The following is a 26099-nucleotide window of genomic DNA, read 5'->3' as shown; positions in this document are numbered from 1 at the left end:
CGAAATGCCCAGCCTGCTTGTCAAGAACATCGATCATCTCGCCACTTTCGACGACACCCGCCGTGAACTAACGAATGGCGCCATTCTCGTGCGGGACAACGTGATCGAGGCCGTCGGCACCACCGGGGAACTCACACATCTTCAAGCCGATGAGACTCTCGATCTCTCCGGCCACATCGTCATGCCCGGCATGGTCAACACGCATCACCACATGTACCAGAACCTCACCCGCGTCATGGTGCAGGACGACGAACTGCTGGTCTGGCTGAAGACGCTCTATCCGATCTGGTCGGAACTGGACGATGATGCCATCGGCATTTCGGCACGGATCGCCATGGCCGAGCTCATCCATTCCGGCTGCACCACCAGCTCCGACCATCTCTATATCCTGCCGAACAACTGCACGCTGGATGCCACCATCGATGCCGCCCGTGATATCGGCCTGCGTTTTCACGCAGCACGTGGTGCGATGTCGCGCGGTGAAAGCCAGGGCGGCCTGCCGCCCGATCGCTGCGTCGAGAAGGAGGATGCCATCCTGCTGGATGCTGAGCGGCTGATCGGCCGGTATCACGACAATGCGCGCCATTCGATGAACCGGATCATTCTCGCGCCCTGCTCGCCCTTCTCGGTGACACCGGACCTGATGCGCGAGGCGGCCACGCTAGCGCGCAAGCATCCCGGCGTGCATCTGCATTCGCATCTGGCCGAGGAGCTGTTTGAAGAAAAATATTGCCACGAGATCTACGGCATGCGGCCGGTGGAGTTCGCCGAATCCGTCGGCTGGCTGGGACCGGACGTCTGGTTTGTCCATTCGATCTTCATGACCAGCGCGGAGATCGACCGTTTCTCCGAAACCGGTACCGGCGTCGCCCACTGCCCGTCTGCCAACATGCGCTGCGGACAGGGCATCGCCAAGATCCGTGAAATGCTCGACAAGGGCGTCAAGGTCGGCCTCGGCGTCGATGGCTCGGCCTCCAACGACACCTCCAACATGTTCATGGAAGCGCGGCTGGCGATGATGCTCCAGCGCGTCGCGCCGCATCATTACCTTTCGGAAAAGCCCGGTGGACGTGGTGGTTTCGGCGGCACGCCGAAGGCATTGTCGGCGCGGGAATCGCTGGAAATGGCAACGCGCGGCGGAGCCGCCCTTCTCGGCCGCGACGATATCGGCTATCTTGCACCCGGCATGAGCGCCGACTTCATCGCCGTGAAACTGAACCAGCTCGGGCTCTCCGGCACGCAGCGCGATCCCTTGGCGGCGCTCGTCATGTGCGGTCCGTTCAAGGTCGATTATTCCTTCATCAACGGCCGGGAGATCGTCCGGAAGGGCGAATTCACGGGTTTCGATGTCGAAGCGGCGATGTCGGCCCATGAAGACGTGATGAACCGCATCTACCGCCAGTGAAGACGGACATGAAGAGGACCGCACCATGAGCAGACCCGCCGAAAAGGCAGCCCTCGACCAGTGGTATTGCATCGAGGCGCTGCAGGATATTGCCGAGGGCACGATGGCCAACCGGCTGCTTGGGATCGACCTGACGGTGAGCCGCGCAGCCGACGGAGCAATTACGGTTTATGCGGTGGACCGAAGCGAACCTCTTCAGGCGACGGAGCGCTACGGCTATCTCTGGGTGACGCTTGGGCAACCGGAAACCGATGTTCTGCCAATCCCGGAAACCGACGAAGACGACCGCCGCGTCATCGTCTGCGGCGCGATCTCGGTGAAGGCATCCGGCCTGCGCATCGTCGAGAACTTCCTCGACATGGCGCACTTCCCCTTCGTCCATACGGATATCCTTGGCGCCGAGCCGAATACGGAGGTGCTGCATTACACCACCGAAATCCGCCGCGACGTCGATGAGGTCTGGGCGACCAACTGCCAGTTCTTCCAGCCGCAGGCAGCTCTCTCGGCGACCGGCGGGATCATGACGCAGTACATGTACCGCGTCGCCAATCCCTTCGCGACCATCCTCTACAAGACCTGCCCGAATGCCGCCAACCGCTGGGACGTCATCTGCCTGTTCGTCCAGCCGCTCGATCCGGATCGCTGCCGGGCGCATCCGGTGATGTTTCTGATCGATGATGTCTCGGCGTTGACGGACCTCATCCATTTCCAGCAGCTGATCTTCCTGCAGGATCGCATCATCCTGGAAAACCAGCGCCCGCGCCTTTTGCCGCTCGAGCCGCGCTCGGAAATCCCGACCCGCGCCGACGCATCCTCCATCGCCTATCGCCGCTGGCTGAAGGAAAAGGGCATCACCTACGGAACGAACGTGCAGGCCGCATGACCCATCTTCGTGGCAAGACACTTCTCGCCTCCGGTTTTCACATGCCCGAGCGCGGGACAGTCGATGAACTGACGGACGCGCTGATCGCGATCGGTGCGGATGGCGTGATTCAATCGGTCCGGCGCCCCGACGAAGCGGGTTACGAGGCCGAGAAACGCGCGCGCTCGGCGGAAGGAAACCTCGTTACCCTGCCGACGGGCTCTTTTCTCCTGCCGGGTCTGGTCGATCTCCATGTCCATGCGCCGCAATATCCGCAGCTTGGGCAGGCCCTCGACGTTCCGCTCGAGGTCTGGCTGCATCAATACACCTTCCCGCTCGAAGCGCGGTATGCCGACATCGCCTTTGCCAGACGAAGCTACGGGCTGCTTGTCGATGACCTGCTGGCCAGCGGCACGACGACGGCTCTCTATTTCGCCACCATCCATCAGGATGCCAGCCGCCTTCTGGCAGATCTCTGCCTGGAGCGGGGGCAGCGGGCGCTGATCGGCAAGGTGGCGATGGACAATCCGGACCAGTGCCCGGACTATTATCGCGATGCATCGCCGGAAGCGGCGATCGGCGGCACGCAGGCCCTGATCGACTATATCCATGCGCATCCGGACAATGAGGAACGTCTTGTCAGGCCGGTGATCACGCCGCGTTTCATTCCATCCTGCACCGATGCCGCGCTGGAAGGACTGGGTGCCCTTGCCAGGAGTTGCGGGTGCCATGTCCAGACCCATTGCTCGGAAAGCGACTGGGCGCATGGCTATGTGCTTGAGCGCCACGGGATGACCGACACCGAGAGCCTCGATCGCTTCGGACTGCTCGGCAGGCGCAGCGTTCTCGCGCACGCGAATTTTCTGACACGGCTGGATATGGAAACGATCCGGGTGCGGCAGGCGGCGGTGGCCCATTGTCCGGTGTCCAACGCCTATTTCGCCAATGCGGTGTTTCCCCTGAAGGCAGCACTGGAAAAGGGCCTGCATGTGGGGCTCGGCACTGATATTTCCGGCGGACCGATCGGCTCCATGTTCGATGCCATGCGTGGCGCGATCATGGTGTCGCGGATGCTGGAAACGGGCACCGATCCCGACCTTCCGCCCGAGGCAAGAAGCAGGCAGTCCAACAGCCGCGTCGATTTTCGCGATGCGTTCTATCTCGCCACCACCGGCGGCGGCATCGCGCTGGATTTGCCGATCGGCCGGTTCGAACCGGGATATCAGTTCGACGCGCTGGCCATCGACACCACGGCTGAAAATGGGACTATCCGCCTGTGGGACGATCTCGATCGCGGAGACGCCGTTCTGCAGAAGATCGTCTATACCGCCTCAAAACCGAACATCGCTACCGTCTGGGTCAGCGGACGGCCGGTCAAATAAGACCATCGGCCGATTGCGTGATAGCAAGCTCCCCGCCTCTTGAGATGGCAGCCGGGTCCCGGACGAAAACCGGGGCCCGGCCCGCAAGCCGTGTTCGGCGTACCGATCGCCATCCGGGTCGAAAGCGGCGCCGCATGCCAACAGGCCAAGGGGTGTCGCGTGCCGGGACGGATCGGTGAAATTCTGGAATATATCGGTTATTTTTGTTGAGAAAGAGCGCGCCGGGGTTTTGGAGTGTTCTGGGTTCCAACCCCGTCTCGCAGTCTGTGCCTCGATCGTGGAAAATCTGACGCCGTGAGTGCGGCAATCCCGTTTATCCACACCACTGTCTCAAACAGCTGGCCGAGGCAAAAATCGGTTTAGGAATCGGTGGTCAACAAGGCCGACACAGGAACCTGGAGTGCCGCGGCAATCCTTCTCAGCTTCGCCGGGTCGGCGTCCGTGCCGTCTTCGATCGCTGCAATCTCGGAATTCGCCAGTCCGCATGTTACCGCAAGGTCCTCGATGCTGTAACCGGCAGATTCCCGATAGGCCTTGACCCGGGATGCTACGGTTGTGCCGGAAATTGCGCCGAGGCCGAGGCCATCGATGGTGTTGAGTGCAATGGACATAGAAGTCTCCTGTTGTTCATGGATATGACGTACGCGCTTTATGGTTCCCCGTTTTCATGTCTGACGGTAAAATGTCGATCACCCTTTTATTGCTGCATTGCATCATCGACAAGCAAATATTGTTGCACCCGCTAGCGAAGTCGAATGGATGTCTAAAAATACCAATAGAAACAATATGTAAGGTAGATCTTGCTCCGGCCACTATTTCGTGATGCGGAACCCCGGGGACACCTCACCAAGGGAGGTTGACGCGGTTTCGACGCTGGAAACGAGGGCACCGGGTGGTCCGTTCCGAAGCAGTTGCAGCATGGCGGAGACTGCTCGATCCGGCCCGGCGATCAAGGCCTTCACCGATCCATCGTCTTCGTTTCTGACCCAGCCTGACAGACTGAGTCGCTCAGCCTGGCCGCGCGTCCAGAAACGGAACCCCACACCCTGCACCCTTCCGGTGATGCGAACCAGCAGTGCCTTGCGGTCATCCGTCACGGCCATCTCCCTAAATGCCAGTCCCGTCAATCTGGAGCATGCGCGCAGGATTGCAAGCGCGGTTTCCGTTCCGGCATTGCGTACTGAAACCACGGCGGACCAATATGCAGCGGGGGTACTCTCTTGCTCTTTGTAACACGGCCTTGCCCTGTTATTGGAGAGGATGGGTCAATTCGAAACATGCGCGAAGCCTCTTCGGCCGCGACAATCGACAGCAATGGACGTGCAGATGGATACCGTGGAAATCAATGGTCGAAGCGATTTTGCTCTTTGGGCAATCCAGCGGGCACAAGAAATCGTCATGGCGGAGGGCGCAGCACTTGCGCTGGCAGCCCGCGATATGGATGAGACGGCGCTTAAGGACAATGGAACGGCGTTGGGTAAGGCCATCGCAGATGCGATGCTCGAAGTCTTTGATGGGTTGATGACCGAGTAGACTGACTGGGATCGAGGGCGCCCTCGGGCACAGTCTATCGCGCAATGGAAACGGCAGGGAGATTCGCTTTGGAATCCGGGCATGACACAAGCCAACTCGAGATGGTCGTCCTGATGACGCCCGACATGGCCAATTTCAGCGGTAAAGTTCATGGCGGCGCGCTTCTCAACCTTCTGGACCGGGTCGCCTTCTCCTGTGCCTCGCGCTATTCGCAGGAATATGCGGTGACCCTCTCGGTCGATCAGGTCGTCTTCCGCCAGCCGATCCATGTCGGCGAACTCGTCACCTTTCGTGCCTCGATCAATTATGCCGGCCGAACCTCGATGGAGGTCGGCATCCGGGTCGAGGCGGAAACCATCCGCACGGGCGAGCGCCGGCACACCAATTCCTGCTATTTCACGATGGTGGCCGTCGATGCCGAGGGACGCCCCACCAACGTTCCGGCCTACAATCCCGAGACAGCCATCCGAAAGCGGCGCCAACGGGCAGCGGAAGTGCGCCGCAGCCTGAGACGTGAATTCGAAGAGCGCTTCCAGGCGGCCGGTTCCGCCCCGGAAGAGTAATATAGGCCGGAGCGGAGCCCGCTCCCATGCGGAACCCGCTTGCAAGGATATCGGCGTCCATATGGCGTAGACAGGTCGGCACCATGGAAATCTATCAGCTTCGGACATTTCTTGCCGTCGCGCGCTGTCAGAATCTGACGCGAGCCTCCGAGCAGCTTCATCTGAGCCAGCCCGCCGTCTCCAAGCAGATCAAGGCGCTGGAAGAGGAGCTCGGGCTGGCCCTGTTCGAGCGCACTCCGGCGGGCGTCCTGCTGACGAAGAGCGGCCGGGACATTCTCAGTCTGGCGGAAACGACCCTCGCCGCGGCCATGGCCCTGACCGGCAAGGCCGCGCAGTTGCGCGGCGAAGTCGCAGGAACAGTGCGGCTCGGCACGATCATCGATCCCTCCTCATTGCAGCTGGGAGATTTTCTCGCCCGGATGCTGCAATGGCATCCGATGATCGAGATCAAATTGAAACACGGCATTTCCGGCGACATCCTGAAGCAGGTCGAATCGGGCGAACTCGATGCCGGCTATTACCTCGGAACGGTCGAACGGCCCGGCATCGCGGCGGTCGAGCTTCGCAAGGTGGGCTATGTCGTCATTGCACCGGGAGGCTGGGCGTCAAAGGTCCACAATCAATCGATAGAGGACCTTGCGGCCTTGCCATGGGTCGGGCCTCACATCCACAGTTCGCAATATCGCATCCTGCAGACGCTTTTTTCCGATGCCGGGGTGATGCCGCCGGCGATGGCGATCGAAGTCGATCAGGAATCGTCGATGATCAGCCTGGTCAAGAGCGGCGTCGGGCTTTGCCTGATGCGCGAGGAGATTGTCCGGGCCAGCGCCCGCGAGGGAGAACTGCTGATCTGGGAAGGCGCCATCCCGCTCTGCCCGCTGTCGTTTATCTATGCTGAAGACCGCAGAACGGATGGCGCCATCGCCGCGATGCTGCATGTTCTCGACGGAATGACTGCGCCCACGGAGATGCCGAAGCCCGAATAGGGGTCTCCCAAAGGAAATCATCCATCCGGCAGGACGATTGCTTTCCCCGCTTTCATCAGAGCCATATCTTCATGCTATTCACGCATCGTCGGCGCGTCATTCCCGGCGGGAATGACGGCAATTCCGAAATGCCATTGGCGCGCATTTCTGCCGGCTGTTAGAGCTGCACAATCGGCGGATCGCCAAGACTTTGCGTCCATGTTTGAAAAAGGCCAGTCCATCATGCCAGCCTCCATTGCACCCGAAGCCTGCCTGAATGCAGTTTTCGCAGCCGCGCTCACCGCCGTCGATCCTCTGGTGGTGGTGCCGCCATTCCTGCCCGCGCCGCCCCGCAGCGGACGTACCGTGGTTATCGGCGCCGGCAAGGCTGCCGCCAGAATGGCGCAGGCGGTGGAGCAACACTGGACGGGAGAGATCGAAGGCCTCGTCGTTACGCGCTACGGCCACGGGGCCGATTGCCGCCGGATAGAGGTAATCGAAGCAGGGCATCCGGTGCCTGATGAAGCGGGAGCGCAAGCGGCGCGGCGTATCCTTGATCTCGTTTCCGGCCTCGGACCGGAAGACCTCGTGCTGTGCCTGATGTCGGGCGGCGGCTCGTCGCTTCTCACCATGCCGACCGACGGTGTTTCTCTTGCCGAAAAGCGGGCCATCAACCAGGCACTGTTGCGAAGCGGCGCACCGATTTCCGACATGAACTGCGTTCGCCGGCATCTGTCGGCAATCAAGGGCGGAAGGCTTGCCGATGCCTGCGGCCCGGCGCAGATCGTGACGCTGGTCATTTCCGACGTTCCCGGCGATGATCCGGCGATCGTCGCATCCGGGCCGACAATCCCCGATGCCAGCACCCCGGCGGATGCGCTCGCCATTCTGGAGCGCTATGCCATCCCGGTTCCGGATCACATACGGGCGATGCTGCGCAAGCCCACTGACCGCAAGGCAATCGTGCACAACCCTTTCAACCGGGTAAGCGTCATCGCCTCCGCCCAGCATGCGCTGGAGGCCGCGGCACAAAAAGCCCGCGAACTGGGGCTCACGCCGCTGATCCTCAGCAACCGCATCGAGGGCGAATCCCGCGACGTGGGGGCGGTCCATGCTGCGATCGCGCGCCAGATCCGGGATTTCGGTCAGCCTGTCAGCGCTCCCGCACTGCTGCTGTCAGGAGGAGAAACCACCGTTAGCGTCCGGGGCAACGGCCGGGGCGGCCGTAATGTCGAATTCCTGCTGTCGCTGGCGGCCAGCCTTGACGGCTGCGCGGATATCCATGCCTTGGCCTGCGATACGGATGGGATCGACGGGTCGGAGGACAATGCCGGGGCAATCCTGCGGCCGGATACGCTGGAACGTGCCCGCGCGCTTGGCCTGAGTGCCGGGGATCATCTGGCTGGCAACGATGCCTACAGCTTCTTCGCCAAGCTGGACGATCTGATCGTCACCGGCCCGACCCGCACGAACGTCAACGATTTTCGCGCCGTGCTGGTGACCGCATCGCATGCCTGAAAACCGCGCCCGCCGGTCATCTGTGCAGTTCGGCTGAAACGGCCATCAAGCCGAGCTGCGCAGCATAATATCCGCGGTCAGCAACACCCGCTCGTCCATTCCGCCCGCACCTGAAACGGGTGCAGCATCGCCAAGCTTGTACAACAGCAGATCGATCGCGCGCCGTCCGATCTCGTTGTAGTTCTGCGCAACGGTCGTCAGCGGCGGGCAGGCGTAGCGCGACAGGGGATGATCGTCATGCCCTGCCACCCGCAGATCGCAATCGCTGCCATGGCCGACCTTGAGGCCCTTCCGGTACGCGGCCGAGATGACGCCGAACGCCACCCGGTCGTTGGCGCAGAGGATGGTTTTGGTCGGCAGCAGGTTGCCGCCCTCAAACAGTCGCGTCGCTTCCTCGAACCCGAACCGCTCGAAATCCCAGGTGGCGCTATCGGTGACATCGATGATTTCCGGCGTGAAGCGAAACTGCTCCATCGCCTCGATATAGGCATGCTGCCGCGTTGCCGCGTTGATATTGACCTGGGGCATGCCGAAGTAACACGGTGGCTCTCCCGAACGGCACAGGTAATCGACGATCAGGCCGAAGCTCTGGCGATTGTTCGTTCCCACGAAGGCCGATGTCTCGTCCAGGGGCGAATCCACATAGATCAGCGGAATGTCCTTGCCGAGCTGTTCGAGCGTGGAATGGTGAGACTTGATCCCGAGCGGGGCGATGACGGCGCCGGCGACGTTCATCGATTTGAATGTCGTGATGGCCCGGTCTTCCATCTCCGCCTTGCCATCGGAAGACAGCACGAAGGCCAGGAACCCGGCTTCGTTGGCGGTCGATTCGATACGGCGCGTCAGCGCCATATAGAACGGGTCGGTGGAATTCGGGATGATGACGCCGATAATGTTGCTGCGCCTGCGATTGAGGTTGACGGCAAACATGTTCGGGCGAAAACCCGATTTCTTGAGCGCCACCTCGATGGCGTCCCTGGTTTTCTTGCGCACCGAGGCCGGATCGTTGAAGTATTTCGAGACTGTAGGGCGCGACAGGCCGACGAACTCGGAAAAATCCTCCATCGTTCTGATCGTTTTCCCCAAGTGCTTACTCCCGATGCGGCAAACCTTTCGGCTTTTTAGATGATGAAGCGATACGCGGAAAGTCGAAAGCGCACCAGCCGTCACGAGGCCCTCAAATACCTAGTCCGCGACGAACTGCACCTTCATCGTTGCGGCATCGCCCGATTTTTTCGTCAGGAAAGGCAGGATTTCCAGCAGCGGCAGGCGATGCGACACCAGCCGTGCCATGGCGCCGTCGTCCTTCGTCAGGATATCCAGCGCATCCGGGATATTGCGATTGAGCGAATGCGAGCCGACCAGCTTGATCTGCCTCCGGAAGATCTCGAACGGGGCCACGGAAATCCGCGTATCTGGTGCGCAGACGCCGAAGACCAGAACCGTTCCTCCGTCCGCTGTGAAATCGATCATTCCTTCGACAACACTTGCGATGCCGGTGGCGTCGGCAACGAAATCGAAGTCCCGCTTGCGCGCCAGCAGTTCCTCGGATCCGGACATCGCACCCTTGAGCCCGAGGTCCTGCGCAAACGCAAGGCGGTTCTCGTTGATATCGGCAACGGTCACCGTCCCGACACCCTCCGCCTTCAGGGACAACGCCAGGAGCAGACCGATCGGGCCGGCGCCAAAGACGAGGGCACTTTGCGAGCCGGAGGGGCCGGTCTTGAGATCGGCGCTGCCGAGCCCGTTGAGCACGCATGCCAGAGGTTCAGCCAGGGCGGCGACATCGAACGGCAGGTTGCCGATGTCGTGGAGATGATCTGCCTTGACGACGCTGAACTGCGCGAAGCCGCCATTGTGCGTGACGCCATAGGCCTTGAGATTGCGGCAGAGATTGGTCAGCCCCTTGCGGCAGGCGTGGCACTCGCCGCAGGGCAGGTTTGGATCGACCGCCACCCTTGAACCCGGTTGAACACGGATCACATCAGAGGCGACCGCCTCGACGACACCGGCATATTCGTGGCCGGGAACCAGAGGGAAGCGTCCCTCCCCGTAGCGGCCATGCAGAACGTCGATATCGGTGTGGCACAATCCGGATGCTTTCACGCGCACAAGCGCATGGCCCGGGGGAATTTCAGGCAACGGCAGGTCAGCCGAGGCGGCCACGCCCTTGGCGGTAAATTGGATGGCTTGCATCTCTTGTGTCTCCTCGCGTCCGCTCAGCTCATCCAGTTTCCGCCGTCGACATTGTATGTCTGGGCCAGAATGTAATCGCTGTCGGCGGAGGCGAGAAAGACGGCAAGGCCCTTGAGGTCATCGGGCGTCGCGAAACGGCCGATCGGCACGGACTTGGCAACGGCGGCCTTCTTCTCTCCTGGCTTCAGGCCTTCCCATTCGGCAAACTTTGCATCGACGATGTCCCAGTGCTCGCCGTCAACGACGCCGGGGGCGATCGCATTGACATTGATGCCGTGCTTGACGAGCGCCAGCGCCGCCGACTGGGTGGCCGAGATGATCGCAGCCTTCGATGCGCAATAAAGCGTGACGAGCGCTTCGCCGCGCCGTCCGGCCTGGCTTGCCATGTTGATGATCTTGCCGCCCCGGCCACGGGCGATCATGACGTTGGACACGGCCTTCATCACGAACAGCGGCGCCTTCAGATTGATGGCGAAGACCCGGTTGTAGCTGTCCTCGGTGATCTCGTTGATCGGCGCCATGTCGAAGATGGCGGCGTTGTTGACGAGAATGTCGATGCCGCCGAACTCTTCGTCGATGGCTTTGACGACCGTTTCGATCGCCGCGAGGTCCGTCACATCGAGTTTGACAGCCTTGGCGGCCGGGCCGATTGCCGCGGCAGCGACTGTAGCCCGCTGGATGTCGATGTCGGCGATCACGACCTTGGCGCCTTCCTTGACAAAAGCCTCGGCAAAACCGAGCCCGATGCCGCGTGCGCCGCCCGTGATCAGCGCGATCTTGTTCTGTAGCTTCATGTCGGTCTCCGATAGTCATGGTCCGCCGCGGTTTGTGTTTGGCGGGATCGTTCCAGGGGTGGCTTGGATAGAACTGGCGTTGTGGAACCAGGGCGCTGCGGTCAGGATCCGAGGTGGCTGGCCCCGCGGATCGCCTTGATCTTCAATCTGCAAGGCCCGGCAGATCGGCCGCCGGACCTTCCGAGGGAGCTGCCCGCGGCCGGAGCCGCAGGCAGAGACCTTTACTTGATGTAACCTGCCCGCGTCATGTCGCGCTCGACCTGCTTCTGAGCAGTTTCAAGGGCTGCATCGACGCTCTGCTGGCCAGCAAGTGCCGATGCGATCTGCTGCCCGACAACCGTGCCGATGGCCTGGAACTCAGGGATCGCCACGAACTGGACGCCGGTATAGGGAACCGGATCCTTCGTCGGCTTGGACGGGTCGGCGGACAGGATTGCCTCGAGAACCGTTGCCGCAAACGGCGCGGCCTTTTGATATTCCGGCAATGCGTAGGTCGACTTGCGCGTACCCGGTGGCACGGCAACCCAGCCCTCCTTTTCGCCGACCAGCTTTACGTATTCCTTCGAGGTCGCCCATTTAAGGAACGACTTCGCCGCCTCGGCCTTTGTCGAGGTCTGCGGAATGGCAAGATTCCAGGACCACGACCAGCTCGAACCATTCGGCGTCACGGCAACCGGCGAACGCGTGAACGCGGTCTTGTCGGCCACCTGGCTCTGATTGGGATCGTAGACGCGGCCGGCAGCCGATGTGGCATCGATCCACATGGCGCAATGCCCCGTCGAGAACAGGGCCTGGTTCTCGTTGAAGCCGTTTGCCGTTGCACCCGGAGGGCCATAGTCCGTCAGCAGCTGAACGTAGTCGGTCACGGCCTTCTTCCAGGGCTCGGACGTCAGCTGCGGCTTCCAGTCCATATCGAACCAGCGGCCGCCGTAGGAATTGATCATGGTTCCGAGGAACGCCATGTTCTCGCCCCAGCCCGGCTTGCCACGCAAGCAAAGTCCATATTGCTGCTTCGACTTGTCCGTCAGCTTGGCTGCGAATTCCTTGATCTGGTCGTAGCTCGGCTGTTCTGGCATCTTGAGGCCGGCTGCGTCGAACAGGTCCTTGCGATACAGGGTGAACGAGCTCTCGGTGTAGAATGGCACCGCGTAGAGCTTGCCATCAACGGTCAGGCCGGCCTTGATCGGCTCCAGCAGGTCGCCGTAATCATAGTCGTCGCCAAGATCGTCAACCGGGGTCAGCCAGCCTGCTTTGCCCCAGATCGGTGCCTCGTAGCCGCCGATCGTCAGGATATCGAACTGGCCACCCTTGGTGGCGATGTCGGTCGTTACGCGTTCGCGCAGGACGTTTTCTTCGAGCACGATCCAGTTCAGCTTGTTACCGCTCTGCTTTTCCCACTCGCTGGACAGTTTCTGCATGATGATCATGTCGCCATTGTTGACGGTCGCGATCGTCAGCTCCTCAGCGTGAGCCAGCCCTGTCATCAGCCCCAGGCCAACGACGGACGACGATAGAATTCGAGTGATGTTCCTCATGATTTCCGCTCCTCCTCTAACGAATGTTGATACGCAAAAGTTACATGCGTAAATTTTCTATCTGCCATTAATCCCGCACTTGTCAAGAGACAAGCGTACCTCGCCGGGTTTCAGTTTTCCGGAATTTCGCCCATGAATATGATATAAAACCATAATTTAGGAAAAACTGTTCGCGTATGAATGCGAGGCAATAATTTCTTGCACTGCAAAAATAATTATCGCGTGTAAAATAAAGTTGACTGCACCTCGCCCTCACACTACTTGGCTCGATAGTCGGCAGCTCCGGAAGTGATCCGGGGCTTGAATGGATCAAGGGAGGCTGATGTTGTCCGTTTCGAATATCCGGGGTCTCGCGCCCGAAGCGCTTGGGCCCACGATCACTGTCGGCGAAATCCTCGTGGAGATCATGGCGACAACCATCGGTGCGGGATTTCTGGAGCCGCAGCCGCTGACCGGTCCCTACCCGAGCGGCGCTCCCGCCATCTTTATCGATCAGGTGGCCCAAATGGGCGGATCCGCCGGGATCATAGCCAGTGTCGGCAACGACGATTTCGGACGACTGAACATCGAGCGCCTCGAACGCGACGGCGCCGATATTTCGGCGATTTCGATCATCGCCGACAAACCCACCGGCAGTGCCTTCGTGCGATACCGTCCAGACGGCGCGCGTGATTTCGTCTTCAACATCGCGCATTCCGCAGCCGGCGACGTCAGGATGACGGAAGCCGCCCATGCTCTGGTGGCGCGTGCCGGGCATCTTCACATCATGGGATCGGCATTCGCCATTCCCGGTGTCGCCGATATTCTGGAGAACGCCATCAAGACGGTGAAACGCCGTGGCGGCTCCGTCTCCTTCGATCCCAACATCCGCAAGGAGCTGGTCGACGCCGGGCGCGGGCGCAAGCTTGTGGATGACATTCTCGCGGTGACCGACCTGTTGCTTCCCTCCGGTGAGGAATTGCTCATTGCTGCCGACAGCGCCGACGAGGCAACGGCAGTGGCGAAACTTCTGGACGGCGGCGTCAGCGAGATCGTGCTGAAGCGCGGCCGGGACGGCTCATCCTTCTTCGGCCGGGACGGTGCGCGGGTCGATAGCCCGGCCTTCACGGTCGAGGAAGTCGACCCGACCGGCGCCGGCGATTGTTTCGGCGCCACCTATCTCACATGCCGCCGCGCCGGCATGGAGCCGGAAAGAGCCCTTCTGCTCGCCAACGCGGCGGGCGCCCGCAATGTCACCCGACGGGGTCCGATGGAAGGGGTCTCCAGCCTCGCCGACCTCGAGGCCTTCATTGCATCCAGCACGACGGAGAGCATTCATGCGTGATATCCTGACGAGCCTCGCCCCATCCCGTCGCAACGGCAAGCCTTTCGGCATCACATCCGTATGCTCCGCGCATCCCGTCGTGCTGCGGGCCGCAGTGAGACGCGCAGCCCTGAACGGCAGCACAGTGCTGATCGAGGCCACCTGCAATCAGGTCAACCATCTCGGCGGCTATACGGGCATGACGCCGCAGGCCTTCATCGACTTTGTCAACGGCATTGCCGACGAGGAAGGATTGGACCGCAGCCGTATCATCTACGGTGGCGATCATCTTGGTCCCAATCCCTGGAGGAAGGAGCAGCCGGACATCGCCATGGAAAAGGCCGAGGCGATGGTCGATGCCTATGTGCGGGCCGGCTTCTCCAAGATCCATCTGGATGCTTCGATGGGCTGCGCCGGCGAGCCGGCGGCCCTCGACGACAAGACGATTGCACAAAGGGCGGCGCGGCTGGCGCGGGTGGCCGAAAAGGCAGCCTTGGCGGCCAACCTCCAGCCGCCGGTCTATATCCTCGGAACCGAGGTTCCGGTCCCCGGCGGGGCAGATCACGTTTTGAGCAGTGTGGAGCCGACATCGCCTGATGCCGCGCGCTCGACGATCGACATCCACCGGACCATCTTTCAGCAGGCTGGCCTTGCGGACGCATTTTTCCGCGTCATCGCATTCGTCGTTCAGCCGGGCGTCGAATTCGGGAGCGACAACGTCATCGCTTACAGGTCGGAGCAGGCCTCAGAGCTGACGGCGCTGCTGGACGAGCAACCGCAACTGGTCTTCGAGGCTCATTCCACCGACTACCAGACGGAGGTGGCGCTCACATCGCTGGTGCACGACGGGTTCCCGATTCTGAAGGTCGGTCCGGGCCTCACATTCGCCTATCGCGAAGCCGTTTATGCCCTGGACATGATCGCCTCCGAATTGATCGACGGATATGGCGATCGCCCGCTTGCCAAAGCCATGGAAGACACGATGCTTGCATCGCCTGGCGATTGGAAGGGCCACTATCACGGCGACGAAACCGCCCTTCGTCTTCAGCGGCACTACAGCTACAGCGACCGTATCCGATATTACTGGGGCAAGCCGGATGCTGAAGCAGCCGTTGCGAACCTCATGACGGCGCTCAAGGGAAAAGCGATCCCGGAAACCCTGGCGCACCAGTATCTGCCAAACCACCTCGCGTGGCTGGCAGGGACAAGTGAGCCCGAGACAATCCTGATTGCTTCCGTCGATGCGGTTCTCGCCGCATACGAACAGGCCTGCCTTCAACCGGCGCGATAACACGCAAGCGTCGGAACGCGGCCGTCTGCCGGAGTGTCCTATATATTCCACCCCTTATCGGGGCGAGCGTTGCCCTGTGCCTGTCCATAGCGAGCGGATCGCGATCAATGCGACGCATGCGACGGAGGCCATAAAGATAGCGCCGGACATGGCGTAGATCACCGGCGAGGCGCCCGAGTTCATCTTGCCGAACAGGACGACCGGCAGGGTGTTCTGGCGGCCTGCCAGATAGAAGGCACGGGTGAATTCGTTGAGCGACAGCAGGAATGAAAAGAGGAAGGCGCTGATCAGCCCCGGCCGGATCAGCGGCAGGGTGATATCGACGAACTGGTGCCAGCGTGTTGCCCCAAGATCGGCTGCGGCCACCAGATAGGAGCGGCGTACCGCGGCAAAGCTGGTGAGAATGACGATGAAGGCAAAGGGCATGGCCCACAGCAGATGGCCGGCGATGACCGTCAGGCTGGAGGCCTTGATACCGCTGCGGGTGAACACCGCCGACAGCGCCAGCCCCTGGATCACCCCCGGAACGAACATCGGCAGGATCACCGTCAGGAACCAGCTCGTCCGCCGGGCACGCAGTTCGAAATAGGCAAGCGCTGCCAGCAGCGACATGCCGGTTGCCAGCACCGCCGTCACCGTGGCGATGATCAGCGACTGCTGCAACGCCCCGATCAGTGCCCTCTCCTTCGGCAGTGCCGCATACCAGGTGAGGCTGAGATCGGACAGGCGCGGCAGGCCGGGCTGCAAAGCGGGATTGAACGACACGGCCAGCAGGTAGAGCGGCGGCGCGTAGATGATGATCAGCCCGGCGATGGTGATCGCCCAGAGCAGGATACGGTTGGCAAGACCTTCATGGGTCATCATGGCGACTGGTCCTCGAACAGCGAGGCAAGGCCGAAGAGGCGATTGCCGATCAGCACAAGTCCGAAGATCACCACAAGCACGATGGTGGAGATGGCAAAGGCGAGCGGATAATTGGCGACACGCATCACATCGTTGATCATCACCGACACGATCGACGCACCGGCACCGCCAAGCATCTGCACCTCGGTGGACGATCCAACCACCATGACGAAGACGAACAGGAAGCCGGCAAAAATGCCCGGCATGGTTAGCGGCAGAAGGATGCTCGTCAAACCTTTCCAGAAACCGGCGCCGAGATCCTGTGCCGCAGCCAGAAACGTCGGATCGACCCGGCGCATCGACAGAAGCAGCGGAAAGGTCGCAAACGGCAGGTAGGAGGCAAGCAGTCCGACGACGACGGCAAAATTGCTGAACAACAGCCAGTCGAGCGGCGCATGGATGATGCCCCAGTCCTGCAGCCATGTGTTGAGAACGCCGGTGCGCCCGAGCACAAGCCGCCAGGAGAAGGACCGGATGAGGTAGGACGTGAAGAACGGGATGGTGATCAAAGCCAGCAGGAGGATACTGAGCCGTCGCCCGGCAAGGAAATGCACGGCATAGGCCGTCGGATAGGCGATCAGCAGGCAAAGCAGCGCCGTTGCGAACGCCTTTACCAGTGTCGAGACGATCACCGTCCACCGCCCCACCTCCAGAATGGCCGCATACCCGGCAAGGCTCAGGTCCGGCTTGATCCAGTAGGTCGAGGGGTCCCAGTTCCAGAAACTCCAGACGACGACGATGGTCAGCGGCGCCAGTCCGAATGCCAGGATGGCCAGCAGCGGCGGCGTCATCAGAGCCGATGAAATGGGCAGGCGCGATCCGGTCATGCTGGTCCTTCAAGGGTCTGGCGGCAGCGGCAAGGAGATTGCCGCTGCCGATCATTGGCTCAGGCGTTGCGCAGCTTCTGCCACCATTCCTCGTAAAGCTGGAAATTGTCCGGCCGGGCATTCTGCCAGTAGATCTTGCCGGCAAACTTCGCCTTCACATGTTCGCCGAGCTTCTCGACGTCATCGGGCTTGTATTCTTCCGGATGGGCCTTGGCATAGACGACATTGTTGTCGGTCGGCACGAGATAGCCGCGCGCCTGGCCGAGTTCGCAGCCGTAGAAGCCGCCGAGCAGGCCGTTGACGAAGGTATGGGCCGTATCCGAAACGCCGCGATCGCCGGCACCCTTCAGGAGAACCATATTGTTACCCCAGCCCTCATACCCCTCGACGGGCGCCGCATACTCCACCTGAAGCCCGCGCTTGCGGCCTTCGTAGACGATCGGCTCCCAGCCGGTCATCGCATCGACCTCCTGATCGGCAACAAGCTGGACGCCTTGCTCCCAGCCGTTCCAGAAGGTGCGGAACTGTCCGTCCGACTTGTGCTTGATCAGGAATTCCATGACCAGACCGAGTTCGGATTCCGACAGATTGCCGGGATCGGCGATCGGCTGGTTTTCGCTTTCCTTCAGATACATGGCGGTAAAGATGGCGCTGTTGATCCAGGCATCCTCCATCGCCACGCGACCCTTCAGCTTCGGGTCGAAGATCGCACCGTAGCTGTCGATTTTGCCGAGCTTGTCAGGCCGGTAGATGATCGAGTCGGCATTGACGACGGCCGGAATGCCGTATTGCTTGCCGTCATACTTGAGATAGGGGATGTCCTTCGCCCATTGCCAGAGGCTTTCGTAATTCGGGATCTTGGCAACATCCCATGGAATGATGACGCCCTGCCGCGCCAGTTCCTTCTCGGCGCCGCCCTGAAAGCCGCCGATGTCGAACAGGTCGTTGGCATTGCCGGCGGCGAGGCGCGCGATCACCGGACCGAGGTCGTTGCCGTTGTCGGTGAATTCCGGTGTCACGCCATTCTGCGTGGCGAATTCCTGCCATTTGTCGCCGATATCCAGCGTTGCCGTCGCCCAGAAGGCGACGCTTGCGGCACCCTGCGCGGCCAGACGAGAGGCAAAGCCCAGGCTGCCGGCGGAGAGCGCGATACCGCCCGCGCCCATCAGCTTGAGGAAATCACGCCGCTGCACATTGCTGTGCTGCCGGGGTAAAGGCGATCTGTTCTGCTTGCTCATTGTCATTCCCCTTTTTGGTTCTTGGCATGCGTTGTCATTCCTTCACCGCCGGATCATCCGGCCGGCGGCAATCCCGCGCTGGAAATCAGCACCGCGGCATCCGGCTTGAGGCCGACGGCCACTTGCTGTCCGATGGAAAACGGCCCGATATCGGCGTCTGCTTCGATGGCGATCACCAGCGTCTGGCCATCTGCAAAGGCTAGTTTCAGGTCCCGATGGAGCCCGCGGAACGTCGTTCCGACAACTGTCAGCATCAGCGCGGGTAGCGTGCCGGCCCGAGCCAGAAACAAGCGGTCCGGGCGGATGGCGATAACGCTTGCGGCTGGATCCGTTGGACCTTCCACCCGCGCTGGCAGCGTCTGGCCGGCAACGGTCACCTCCGCATGACCACCGGCCGCAACGATGCTTTGCGGCCGCAACAGGGTATCGATACCGATGAAGCGGGCAACGAACGCATTGGCCGGAGCCTCGAAGAAACGGGCGGGCGCATCCACCTGCTCTATCCGCCCCCGATGCATGACGGCCATGCGATCCGACAGGCTCAGCGCTTCGTCCTGATTGTGGGTGACGAGGATGAAGGTGGCGCCGGTGCGCTTGTGCAGCCGTCCGAATTCATCGCGCATCTGCTGACGCAGGCGCTCGTCAAGCCCGGTCAGCGGTTCGTCGAGAAGCAGAATGCCCGGCTCCATCACCAGCGCCCGGGCCAGCGCCACACGCTGCCGCTGGCCGCCGGACAAGAGGTTGACGTCGCGCGGACCGAAGCCGGAAAGTTCGACAAGGTCCAGCGCGTCGTTGATCCTGATTTCCAGCGCAACGCCCCACAGCCCCTTCAGGCGCAAACCGTAGCCGACGTTCTGCGCCACGCTCATGTGCGGAAACAGGGCCAGGCTCTGGAAGACCGTATTGACCGGGCGTTTGTTGGCCGGCAGATCGCCGACATCCTTGCCGTCGAAGGCGACGCGGCCGGATGTCGGCCTGTCGAAGCCACCGATCAGCTTCAGAAGCGAGCTTTTCCCGCATCCCGACGATCCAAGCAGAGTGAAGAATTCGCCCGCCCGGATGTCGAGCGTCACGTCATCCAGCGCCTTGACCGGCCCATAGTCCCGACTGACACGATCGATCTGGATCGATATCGCCATATCACTCCGCCTCAACGCTGCTCTCACGGATGATCAGGATACCGGTATCCGTCACTTCAAGCACCTGGTTTTCCTGAACGAGCGTGGTTGCCGTCGGCTCCTCCACGATCATCGGCCCCTCGATCGATTGGCCGGGTCCGAGCCGGCAGCGCTTGTAGACAGGGCACGATACCCAACCGAGGGCAGCACCGAAATAGACGTCACGGCGGCCCGTGAGGGCTGCATCTGCCCCATGGCCGGTTCCCGGCAGCGGCGGCAATGCGATGACCGGCCCGTTCAGAACCGCTTCGAGATGCAGGGTGGTGATCTCGATGCCGGCATCGGGCAGCCGGAACGAATAGGCGCGCTCATGGGCGGCATGAAAGCGTTCCGCAAAGTTTTGAACATCGTCATCCCGATGAAACTGGGCAAAGACGCCATGTTCCTGGCCGCGATACCGGGCTTCGACCTGATAGGTGAAGCGGATATCGGCATCCTGCCCCTTGGCGAAATAGGCGACGGCCTCGGTTTCCAGTCCATCGAACCGGGTGGACAATTCCGCAAGCGCGCCCGCCGTCAGAGCCGAAAACCAGGTGCCGCGAAAATCGGCACGCGGTTCTGCGGCCAGCATCCCCCAGGCGGAGAAAATGCCGGGGTGCGGCGGAATAACGGTCGCCTTGACGTTCAGATCCCGTCCGAGACGGGTGGCCAGTGCCGGCCCGGCGCCGCCGCTGACGACGAAGACCGCATCGCGCGGGTCGTGGCCGCGCTGCACCGTTACCAGTTTCAGGGCATTGATCATGCTGGCATGGGCGATGTCGATAATGGCGATCGCCGCATCCTCTATGCTCATCCCGAGCGGTGTGGCGACGGTGGCGATCGCATCCGCCGCCTTCTGCCTGTCCAGATGCAGGCTGCCGCCGGCAAACGTGGTGGGATCGAAAATGCCGATCGTGAGGATGGCGTCCGACAGCGTCGGTTTCTTGCCGCCAAGCCCGTAGCAGGCGGGACCGGGGGTGGAACCGGCGCTTTCCGGGCCGACACGCAACCCGCCGCGATCGTCGAGCCGGGCGATCGAGCCGCCGCCGGAGCCGATCTCGACGATATCCACCACCGGCACCTGCACGGGATGGCCGGGCCGGATGCGGGTATGTTCCAGCTTGTAGTCGACATTCAGGGTCGGGCGCCCACCATGGATCAGCGAGCATTTGGCCGTGGTGCCGCCGACATCAAGCGACAGGACCTCGCGCTCACCGAGCGCATCGCCGATCCGGGCCGCACCAGCAACGCCGCCGGCTGGCCCCGATTCCACCAGGGTCAGCGGACTGCCCACCGCCTGATCGAAGGTCGAGATACCGCCGTTCGACTGCATCGCGTAGTAAGGGCATGTCAGCCCTCGCTTCATCAGGGCCTCTTCCAGCCGCTCGAAATAATGCTGGATGATCGGCTGGACATAGGCATTGAGCACCACCGTGTTGGTACGTTCGTATTCGCGCCATTGCCGCGATACCGCGTGACTGGCGCAGACCGTGACCTCTGGAAGAGCGTCGGCGAGAATGCCCGCGCAGAGAATTTCATGTTCGGGATTGGCGTAGCTGTGCAGAAAGAGGATCGCGATGGCCTCGATCCCTTCCGCCTTGCAGCGGGCGATGATCGGCCTCAGATCGTCGAGCTCCAGAGGCAGGATGACCTTGCCTGAGGCATCGAGCCGCTCGCGGACTTCGAAGCGCAGCTCACGGGGAACGAAAGGTTCGGGACTGTGGAACTGCAGATTGTAGAGATCGGGGCGATTGCCCCGGCCGATTTCCAGCACGTCGCGAAAGCCGGCGGTGGTGACCAGTGCCGTGCGCACGCCCTTGCGCTCGGTGATGGCATTGATGACCGTGGTTCCGCCATGAGCAAAGAAAGTCACGTCCCGCGTTCGCAGTCCACATTTCTCTTCCGCCGAGGCAATGGCATTGAGCACACCCCGGGATTGGTTTTTGACGGTGGTCAGGCTTTTGGCGGTAAACAGTTCGCCGCTACGTTCATCATACCCGACAAGATCGGTAAATGTCCCTCCGACATCGGTTGCCAGCCTGATCATCCTGAAATCCTCGTGTTGTACCCGTAGAGACTGGAGGCCTGTGCCTCCGTCAGAAAGCCGTTGCGCAGATCCTGCTCGACCAGCAGAGGTTCGCGCTCGCAGGCATCGCCCCAGCCACCGCCGCCGCCGGTGATCACGCGCAGAACATCGCCTCTGTTCAGATCGATATGGGCGACGCGGCCATAGGTTTGCAGCGCGCCCCCCTTTGCCGGTGCGATCTGCAGCCTATTCACGCTTCCCTGCCCGCCGCCATCCATGCCCCAGGGTTGCGTTGCCGTGCGCCCGAAACTGCCATAGGCGGATGCGTCTTCACCGAGGATCTCGTATTCCCGCACGATGCCGAAGCCGCCGCGCCTGCGGCCGGCACCCGTGCCACCCTCGACATTGAAGCCGTAGCGCTTGACCCGCAGCGGAAACCGCGCCTCGATCACTTCGACCGAATAATTGTAGGTATCGCCGTCGGTGAGCGCGATCAGCGCGTCGGCGCCGTCGCGATGCTCGCTCGCCCCCCAGCCGCCGTGTTGCGGCTCGATGTGGATGAATGGCTGGCCGCTCCGGTCCTTGCCGGAAATATAGACGACGCAGAGGCTGGAATAGGATCCGGCGGAAAACCGCGACGGCATCAGCGGCGCCAGCGCCTTCCAGACCAGTTCCGACGCATGTACCGACCCCTCGTAGTACCAGCCGGTCGGCGAAGGTTTTTCGGCGGTGAAGATGGTGCCGGCCGGCGCGATGACGGTGAGCGGCCGGAACCAGCCTTCGTTGGAGGGTTCCTGGGGGCCGACCATCGCCTTGACGATCGTCCTGACTGCCGACTGCAACGCACCGCGGGCACAGTTGATCGGCCCGGCAACGGCTGGCGGACAGCCGGTGAAATCGGCCGTGATGCGGTCGCCGGCAATGGTCACCACCACATTGACAGGGATCGGCGCAAGGCTGACTCCGTCTCCATCGATGATGTCGGCAGCCTCGTAGCGGCCGTCGGGGAGCGCGGTGATGGCGGCGCGGCTGCGGGATTCGCTTGCGGACAGGAGATTGGCGAAGGCGGCTTCGACAACCCCAGCCCCGTACTTGGCGGAAAGTTCCGCCATACGCCGCGCGGCGACCCGCACCGTTGCCACCTGTGCGTTGAGGTCGCCTAGCGCGATTTCAGGCAGCCGGACATTCTCGCTGACGATGTGCAGGATTTCGTCGGAAAAGACATCGGCACGGACGATCTTGACGCCCGGCAGGCGCAGCCCCTCCTGAAACACCGAGGTGGCATCGGGCGCAAGGCTTCCGGGCACCGACCCGCCGACATCGAGGTAATGCGCAACATTGATGGCATAGGCGAGGATTTTGCCGTCGATGAACAACGGCTTGACGATGGCAAAATCGCAGGCATGCGTGCCGCCCGCATAGGGATCGTTGGACAGCAGGATATCGCCATCGGCGAGATTGTCCGTAAACTTCTCGATAAGAGCCTTCACCTGCACACCGAAGGTGCCGGTAAACAGGGTGATGCCGTTCATCTGGGCGACCAGTTCACCATCGGCGGTCAGAAGGCCGCAGGCGAAATCGAGCACTTCGTAGATGACCGGGCTCATGCTGGTGCGCGCCATGACGATACCCATTTCATCGACGGTCGCCATCAGCTTGCCTTCGATGATTTCCTGCGTCACGGCATCGACGGGATGTTGCCCGGTGGTCATCGTCTCGTCACCCTCGTTTTTCTTGTTGAGGGCAAACTAGGGGCGTTCGTTGAAGGCAGGTAGCCTACCAGATGGGTGGGTGGTTTTTGACGCGTCCCACCCGTTTGGGTAGGTGCCAGTTCATGAGTGTACGCCGATATCGCGTCCGGCCATGACCGCTGCCGTTCGCGTCGTCACGTTCAACTTGGCAAAGATATTGCGCAGGTGAAATTTCACCGTGTTGTCGCTGAGCTTGAGTTTGCGGCCGATTTCCTTGTTGCTGAGACCAGCGCTCAAAAGATGCATTACACCGCGCTCGCGTTCGGTCAGGCTGCCGGTCTCCGGCATGGTGGCCGCGGCAATACCCCGCGCAGGCGGTACGGTATCAAGAACATGGATGAGCCGTTGCGACACGATGGCCGGGACATCCTGGGAGCCTGCCAATGACCGCAGCCGGTCTGCGAATTCTGCACCTTCGACCTGCAGGATTGCCCGGTAATCGGCAACCGGCAGCGACAGCATCAGATCGGACAGCGTCGCGGCGGCCTTCTGCAGTTCACCTTCCGCAAGCAGCAGGCGGATATCGATGAAGCCGAGTTCGATGCGACGCGGCACATGCGGCTTTTGGGCCTGCTGCGTGACAAGGCTCTGGAAAACAGCGCGCGCCCGTGCGGTCTCGCCGAGCGCCGCATGGATCCGTACCCACAGGAGAGCCGGAACGCAGCCACGCAGATGAACAGCCAGGTTGTTGGCCCCGTCGGACCGGGCGCTCTGTGCAGTGAAGCCGCAGACATCAGCGTAGCGGATCGCCTCCTCGACGTCTCCCGAAGCGATCAGCAGCGTCGCACGCTCGCCGTCGATCAGCCGGGTCAACCGGTCGAAGCCCCGGCGCCGGGCCGCCGCACGGGCCGTGTCGATGGCGGTATGGGCCGCCATCACGTCATCATTCAGCCGGAACACCCGCTGCTGTGCCGTGAAGCCGGCGGCCAGCAGATCGAACCAGGTATCATGCCGCTCCAGATGCGGCAGCGCCCAGGAGAGGGCGGACGATGCAGCCTGCCGTTCGCCGCCCATGGAGAGAACTTCGCTCTGCAAGACTTGACCGACGGCGTCAAGATCGCTGCCCTCGCCGATATTGGTTTGTGCCTCGGCAATCAGGTTTCGGTACGCATCCGCAGCACTCGCGCTGTCGCCACTGAAAAACGCCGCCTGACCGATATGGGTATAGAGATGCATGGCACCGAAATCCGCGCCACCGTCGCGGAAGGCCCGCATGGCGAGCTGTCCGTAATGCAGGGCACGCTCAAGATCAGTGCGGATCAGGAAGTTGTAGGACAGCATATTCAGCGCCAGCGCGCGGTGGATCAGCTCCATATCGCGGTCTTGCGACAGATCGGCCTCCAGCGCCGACAGGTCGGATGCCGTCGCCCAGCGGTCGGTGTACAGCGACATGAGGACGCGGACCACCCGCAGATCGCGTAACAGTTTCTCACTGGCGATCGCCCGTTCGGCGATCGCCAGATAATGGTTGGCTGCGTCCAGCTGGCCGGCCTTGGCGCTGATCACCGAAAGCCCGAGCGTCGTCAGTGGAAAAGCGGCAAGATTGATGTCGGCGGCCCGATCGATCAAGGTGCGAAACAGCAGCGTACCGCCGCGCGTCGTCGCATAGACCCGCCGCCAGCCGCCGGCATCCTCGACGATCTCCGCGGCCAGCTCCGCATCGCTAGCCAGCAAGGCATGCCGCACCGCCGCATCGCAGTCGTTGCGCGCAGCAAACCAGCGCGCGGCCTTTTTCAGCACCTGACCGGTCTCGATGCCGACCCGTTCGGCCTCCTCCTTCAGAAAGCTGTTGAAGACCGGATGATAGCGGATCCATGTCCCCTGGCCATCAAGAACGGCGATTGGAAGCGCATGGTCCCCCAGCCGGTTGAAGAGTGCCGCGGCATCCGCCTGGCCGGAAACGGCAGCAACGAGAGCCCGGCTGACAGCGGGAAGCGACGCCGTTTCGGTCAGGAAATGGCGGATGTCTTCGGGTAGGCTGGAAAACACCTGTTCGGAAAGATAACGGCCCATCTCTGCATTGCTGCCGTCGAACGACGACAGGATGGCGCCGCTTTCGATTCTGTCATTGACGAGCACCCGGACCATCTGCAGCGCGACCGCCCAACCCTCGGTACGGTGGTTCAGTTCGCCCACCTGCTCGGGCGTCAGTTTTGCGGCCTTGCTTGCAAAAAACTCCTGCGCCTCCGCGTCGGAAAAGCTCAGATCGGTGACGCCGATCTGCTTGAGTTCACCGTTGAGACGCAGGGTCGAGGTCGGAAATCGCGGCGAACTGCGCGAGATCAGAACGAACGCCACATGGCTCAGATCGCCCGCTGCCAAGAGCTTCGCCATCAGCGATTCCGTCGCATCGGTCTGGGCGAAATGGTAGTCGTCAAGGAAAAGCGTAACCGGCGTCTCTATGCGGCGCAGGCGCGTGATCAGAACCGAGAGAAGTGCCGCGACCGGCATGCTGCCAGCGTCGATCCCGCGTGCCTCGTCCGGCAGCAGATGCTCGAGGGGCTCCAGTATCGCCAGAAGAAAACGGCTCTGGTCGCAGTCGTCATGTTCCAGCGGAATCCAAACCGGATTGCCGCCTTCGTCTTTCAGAAGATTGTACCATTGCGCGCCGAGCGAGGTCTTTCCGTAGCCGGCGGGCGCGACGATGGTTGTCAGCCGCCGGGGACTTGAATGCTGCAATTGCAGCAGAAGGCTGCGGCGCCGGATCGGCTGATAGCCGCTCGCCGGCGGCTGAAATCGGGTTTGATTGCTGACCATTGCCTATGATTGCGATGCGCAAACCAGTTTGCAAGCCAGAGATTGTGTAGACATGCCGAAAATACCGCAAACGGGTCTTGCTACGAAGCGATG

At 61.8% G+C, this 26099-nt stretch carries 22 protein-coding genes; 9 read left to right on the top strand and 13 right to left on the bottom strand.

From position 1 onward, the window contains the following. Positions 1 to 4: 4 nt before the first annotated feature. From ADU59_RS14690 to guaD, 3 genes are read left to right on the top strand one after another with little or no spacing between them, the layout of a single operon-like run. Positions 5 to 1405 carry an 8-oxoguanine deaminase gene (locus tag ADU59_RS14690; protein WP_068954852.1) on the top strand — a complete coding sequence of 467 codons (1401 nt, stop codon included), beginning with the start codon at positions 5 to 7 and terminating at the stop codon, positions 1403 to 1405. A 25-nt stretch (positions 1406 to 1430) separates the two neighbouring features. Then, positions 1431 to 2288 (top strand): aromatic ring-hydroxylating oxygenase subunit alpha, encoded by an 858-nt coding sequence (locus ADU59_RS14685; RefSeq protein WP_068954851.1) that lies wholly within the window; start codon positions 1431 to 1433, stop codon positions 2286 to 2288. Beyond that, on the top strand, positions 2285 to 3649 hold the full coding sequence (guaD, locus tag ADU59_RS14680) for a guanine deaminase (RefSeq protein ID WP_068954850.1): 1365 nt from the start codon (positions 2285 to 2287) through the stop codon (positions 3647 to 3649). Before ADU59_RS14685 ends, guaD begins: the two co-directional genes overlap by 4 nt. Before the next feature lie 359 nt (positions 3650 to 4008). Here the strand turns inward: guaD and ADU59_RS14675 are convergent, their stop codons facing one another. Then, positions 4009 to 4260, bottom strand: coding sequence for a helix-turn-helix domain-containing protein (locus tag ADU59_RS14675; protein ID WP_068954849.1), 252 nt, complete (start codon positions 4258 to 4260; stop codon positions 4009 to 4011). A gap of 201 nt (positions 4261 to 4461) precedes the next feature. Continuing rightward, positions 4462 to 4746, bottom strand: coding sequence for an acylphosphatase (locus tag ADU59_RS14670; RefSeq protein WP_338012938.1), 285 nt, complete (start codon positions 4744 to 4746; stop codon positions 4462 to 4464). Positions 4747 to 4975: 229 nt separating this feature from the next. On the opposite strand from ADU59_RS14670, the gene ADU59_RS14665 reads away from it, so the two are divergent. The 4 genes from ADU59_RS14665 to ADU59_RS14650 all read left to right on the top strand — a co-directional run bounded on the left by ADU59_RS14665 (position 4976) and on the right by ADU59_RS14650 (position 8228). Next, positions 4976 to 5182: a hypothetical protein gene (locus ADU59_RS14665; protein ID WP_068954929.1), complete on the top strand. Its 207-nt coding sequence runs from the start codon at positions 4976 to 4978 to the stop codon at positions 5180 to 5182. Between the two features lie 44 nt (positions 5183 to 5226). Next, on the top strand, positions 5227 to 5745 hold the full coding sequence (locus tag ADU59_RS14660; RefSeq protein WP_425332019.1) for an acyl-CoA thioesterase: 519 nt from the start codon (positions 5227 to 5229) through the stop codon (positions 5743 to 5745). 26 nt (positions 5746 to 5771) lie between these two features. Further along, a complete protein-coding gene (locus ADU59_RS14655) occupies positions 5772 to 6731 on the top strand; it encodes a LysR family transcriptional regulator (protein WP_083198275.1) in 960 nt (319 codons plus the stop codon). Positions 6732 to 6953: 222 nt separating this feature from the next. Further along, the gene (locus tag ADU59_RS14650) at positions 6954 to 8228 is read left to right on the top strand and encodes a glycerate kinase type-2 family protein (RefSeq protein ID WP_068954928.1); all 1275 of its coding nucleotides are present in this window, start codon (positions 6954 to 6956) and stop codon (positions 8226 to 8228) included. Positions 8229 to 8273: 45 nt separating this feature from the next. Here ADU59_RS14650 and ADU59_RS14645 read toward each other — a convergent pair whose 3' ends face one another. The 4 genes from ADU59_RS14645 to ADU59_RS14630 form a co-directional block, all read right to left on the bottom strand. After that, on the bottom strand, positions 8274 to 9293 hold the full coding sequence (locus tag ADU59_RS14645) for a LacI family DNA-binding transcriptional regulator (RefSeq protein WP_068954846.1): 1020 nt from the start codon (positions 9291 to 9293) through the stop codon (positions 8274 to 8276). Between the two features lie 120 nt (positions 9294 to 9413). Continuing rightward, positions 9414 to 10424 carry a zinc-dependent alcohol dehydrogenase family protein gene (locus ADU59_RS14640; RefSeq protein WP_068954845.1) on the bottom strand — a complete coding sequence of 337 codons (1011 nt, stop codon included), beginning with the start codon at positions 10422 to 10424 and terminating at the stop codon, positions 9414 to 9416. Positions 10425 to 10447: 23 nt separating this feature from the next. Then, positions 10448 to 11218, bottom strand: a complete 771-nt coding sequence (locus ADU59_RS14635) for an L-iditol 2-dehydrogenase (RefSeq protein ID WP_068954844.1) — start codon at positions 11216 to 11218, stop codon at positions 10448 to 10450. A 221-nt stretch (positions 11219 to 11439) separates the two neighbouring features. Then, the gene (locus tag ADU59_RS14630; RefSeq protein WP_068954843.1) at positions 11440 to 12753 is read right to left on the bottom strand and encodes an ABC transporter substrate-binding protein; all 1314 of its coding nucleotides are present in this window, start codon (positions 12751 to 12753) and stop codon (positions 11440 to 11442) included. A gap of 322 nt (positions 12754 to 13075) precedes the next feature. Between ADU59_RS14630 and ADU59_RS14625 the strand changes: the two genes are divergently transcribed. Continuing rightward, positions 13076 to 14077 carry a tagatose kinase gene (locus tag ADU59_RS14625; RefSeq protein ID WP_068954842.1) on the top strand — a complete coding sequence of 334 codons (1002 nt, stop codon included), beginning with the start codon at positions 13076 to 13078 and terminating at the stop codon, positions 14075 to 14077. After that, a complete protein-coding gene (locus tag ADU59_RS14620; RefSeq protein WP_068954841.1) occupies positions 14070 to 15347 on the top strand; it encodes a D-tagatose-bisphosphate aldolase, class II, non-catalytic subunit in 1278 nt (425 codons plus the stop codon). Before ADU59_RS14625 ends, ADU59_RS14620 begins: the two co-directional genes overlap by 8 nt. Positions 15348 to 15401: 54 nt before the next feature. On the opposite strand, the gene ADU59_RS14615 is transcribed toward ADU59_RS14620, so the two are convergent. From ADU59_RS14615 to ADU59_RS14585, 7 genes are all read right to left on the bottom strand, one after another. Continuing rightward, positions 15402 to 16211 (bottom strand): ABC transporter permease, encoded by an 810-nt coding sequence (locus tag ADU59_RS14615; RefSeq protein ID WP_068954840.1) that lies wholly within the window; start codon positions 16209 to 16211, stop codon positions 15402 to 15404. Beyond that, positions 16208 to 17077: an ABC transporter permease gene (locus tag ADU59_RS14610; RefSeq protein WP_068954839.1), complete on the bottom strand. Its 870-nt coding sequence runs from the start codon at positions 17075 to 17077 to the stop codon at positions 16208 to 16210. The genes ADU59_RS14615 and ADU59_RS14610 overlap by 4 nt, the downstream gene beginning before the upstream one ends. Before the next feature lie 59 nt (positions 17078 to 17136). Next, positions 17137 to 18315 carry an ABC transporter substrate-binding protein gene (locus tag ADU59_RS14605; protein WP_068954838.1) on the bottom strand — a complete coding sequence of 393 codons (1179 nt, stop codon included), beginning with the start codon at positions 18313 to 18315 and terminating at the stop codon, positions 17137 to 17139. A 53-nt stretch (positions 18316 to 18368) separates the two neighbouring features. Then, positions 18369 to 19454: an ABC transporter ATP-binding protein gene (locus ADU59_RS14600; protein WP_068954837.1), complete on the bottom strand. Its 1086-nt coding sequence runs from the start codon at positions 19452 to 19454 to the stop codon at positions 18369 to 18371. Between the two features lies 1 nt (position 19455). Beyond that, complete coding sequence (locus ADU59_RS14595; protein ID WP_068954836.1) at positions 19456 to 21519, bottom strand: hydantoinase/oxoprolinase family protein; 2064 nt, start codon at positions 21517 to 21519, stop codon at positions 19456 to 19458. Further along, positions 21516 to 23210: a hydantoinase B/oxoprolinase family protein gene (locus ADU59_RS14590; RefSeq protein ID WP_068954835.1), complete on the bottom strand. Its 1695-nt coding sequence runs from the start codon at positions 23208 to 23210 to the stop codon at positions 21516 to 21518. Before ADU59_RS14590 ends, ADU59_RS14595 begins: the two co-directional genes overlap by 4 nt. Before the next feature lie 120 nt (positions 23211 to 23330). After that, complete coding sequence (locus ADU59_RS14585; protein ID WP_068954834.1) at positions 23331 to 26006, bottom strand: winged helix-turn-helix domain-containing protein; 2676 nt, start codon at positions 26004 to 26006, stop codon at positions 23331 to 23333. Positions 26007 to 26099: the final 93 nt, after the last annotated feature.

Source organism: Pararhizobium polonicum (genome assembly GCF_001687365.1).
In the GTDB taxonomy this organism is placed as follows: Bacteria; Pseudomonadota; Alphaproteobacteria; order Rhizobiales; family Rhizobiaceae; genus Pararhizobium; species Pararhizobium polonicum.
Note: the sequence above shows the minus strand (reverse complement) of the source record. Positions and strands in the feature narration are given on the sequence as shown.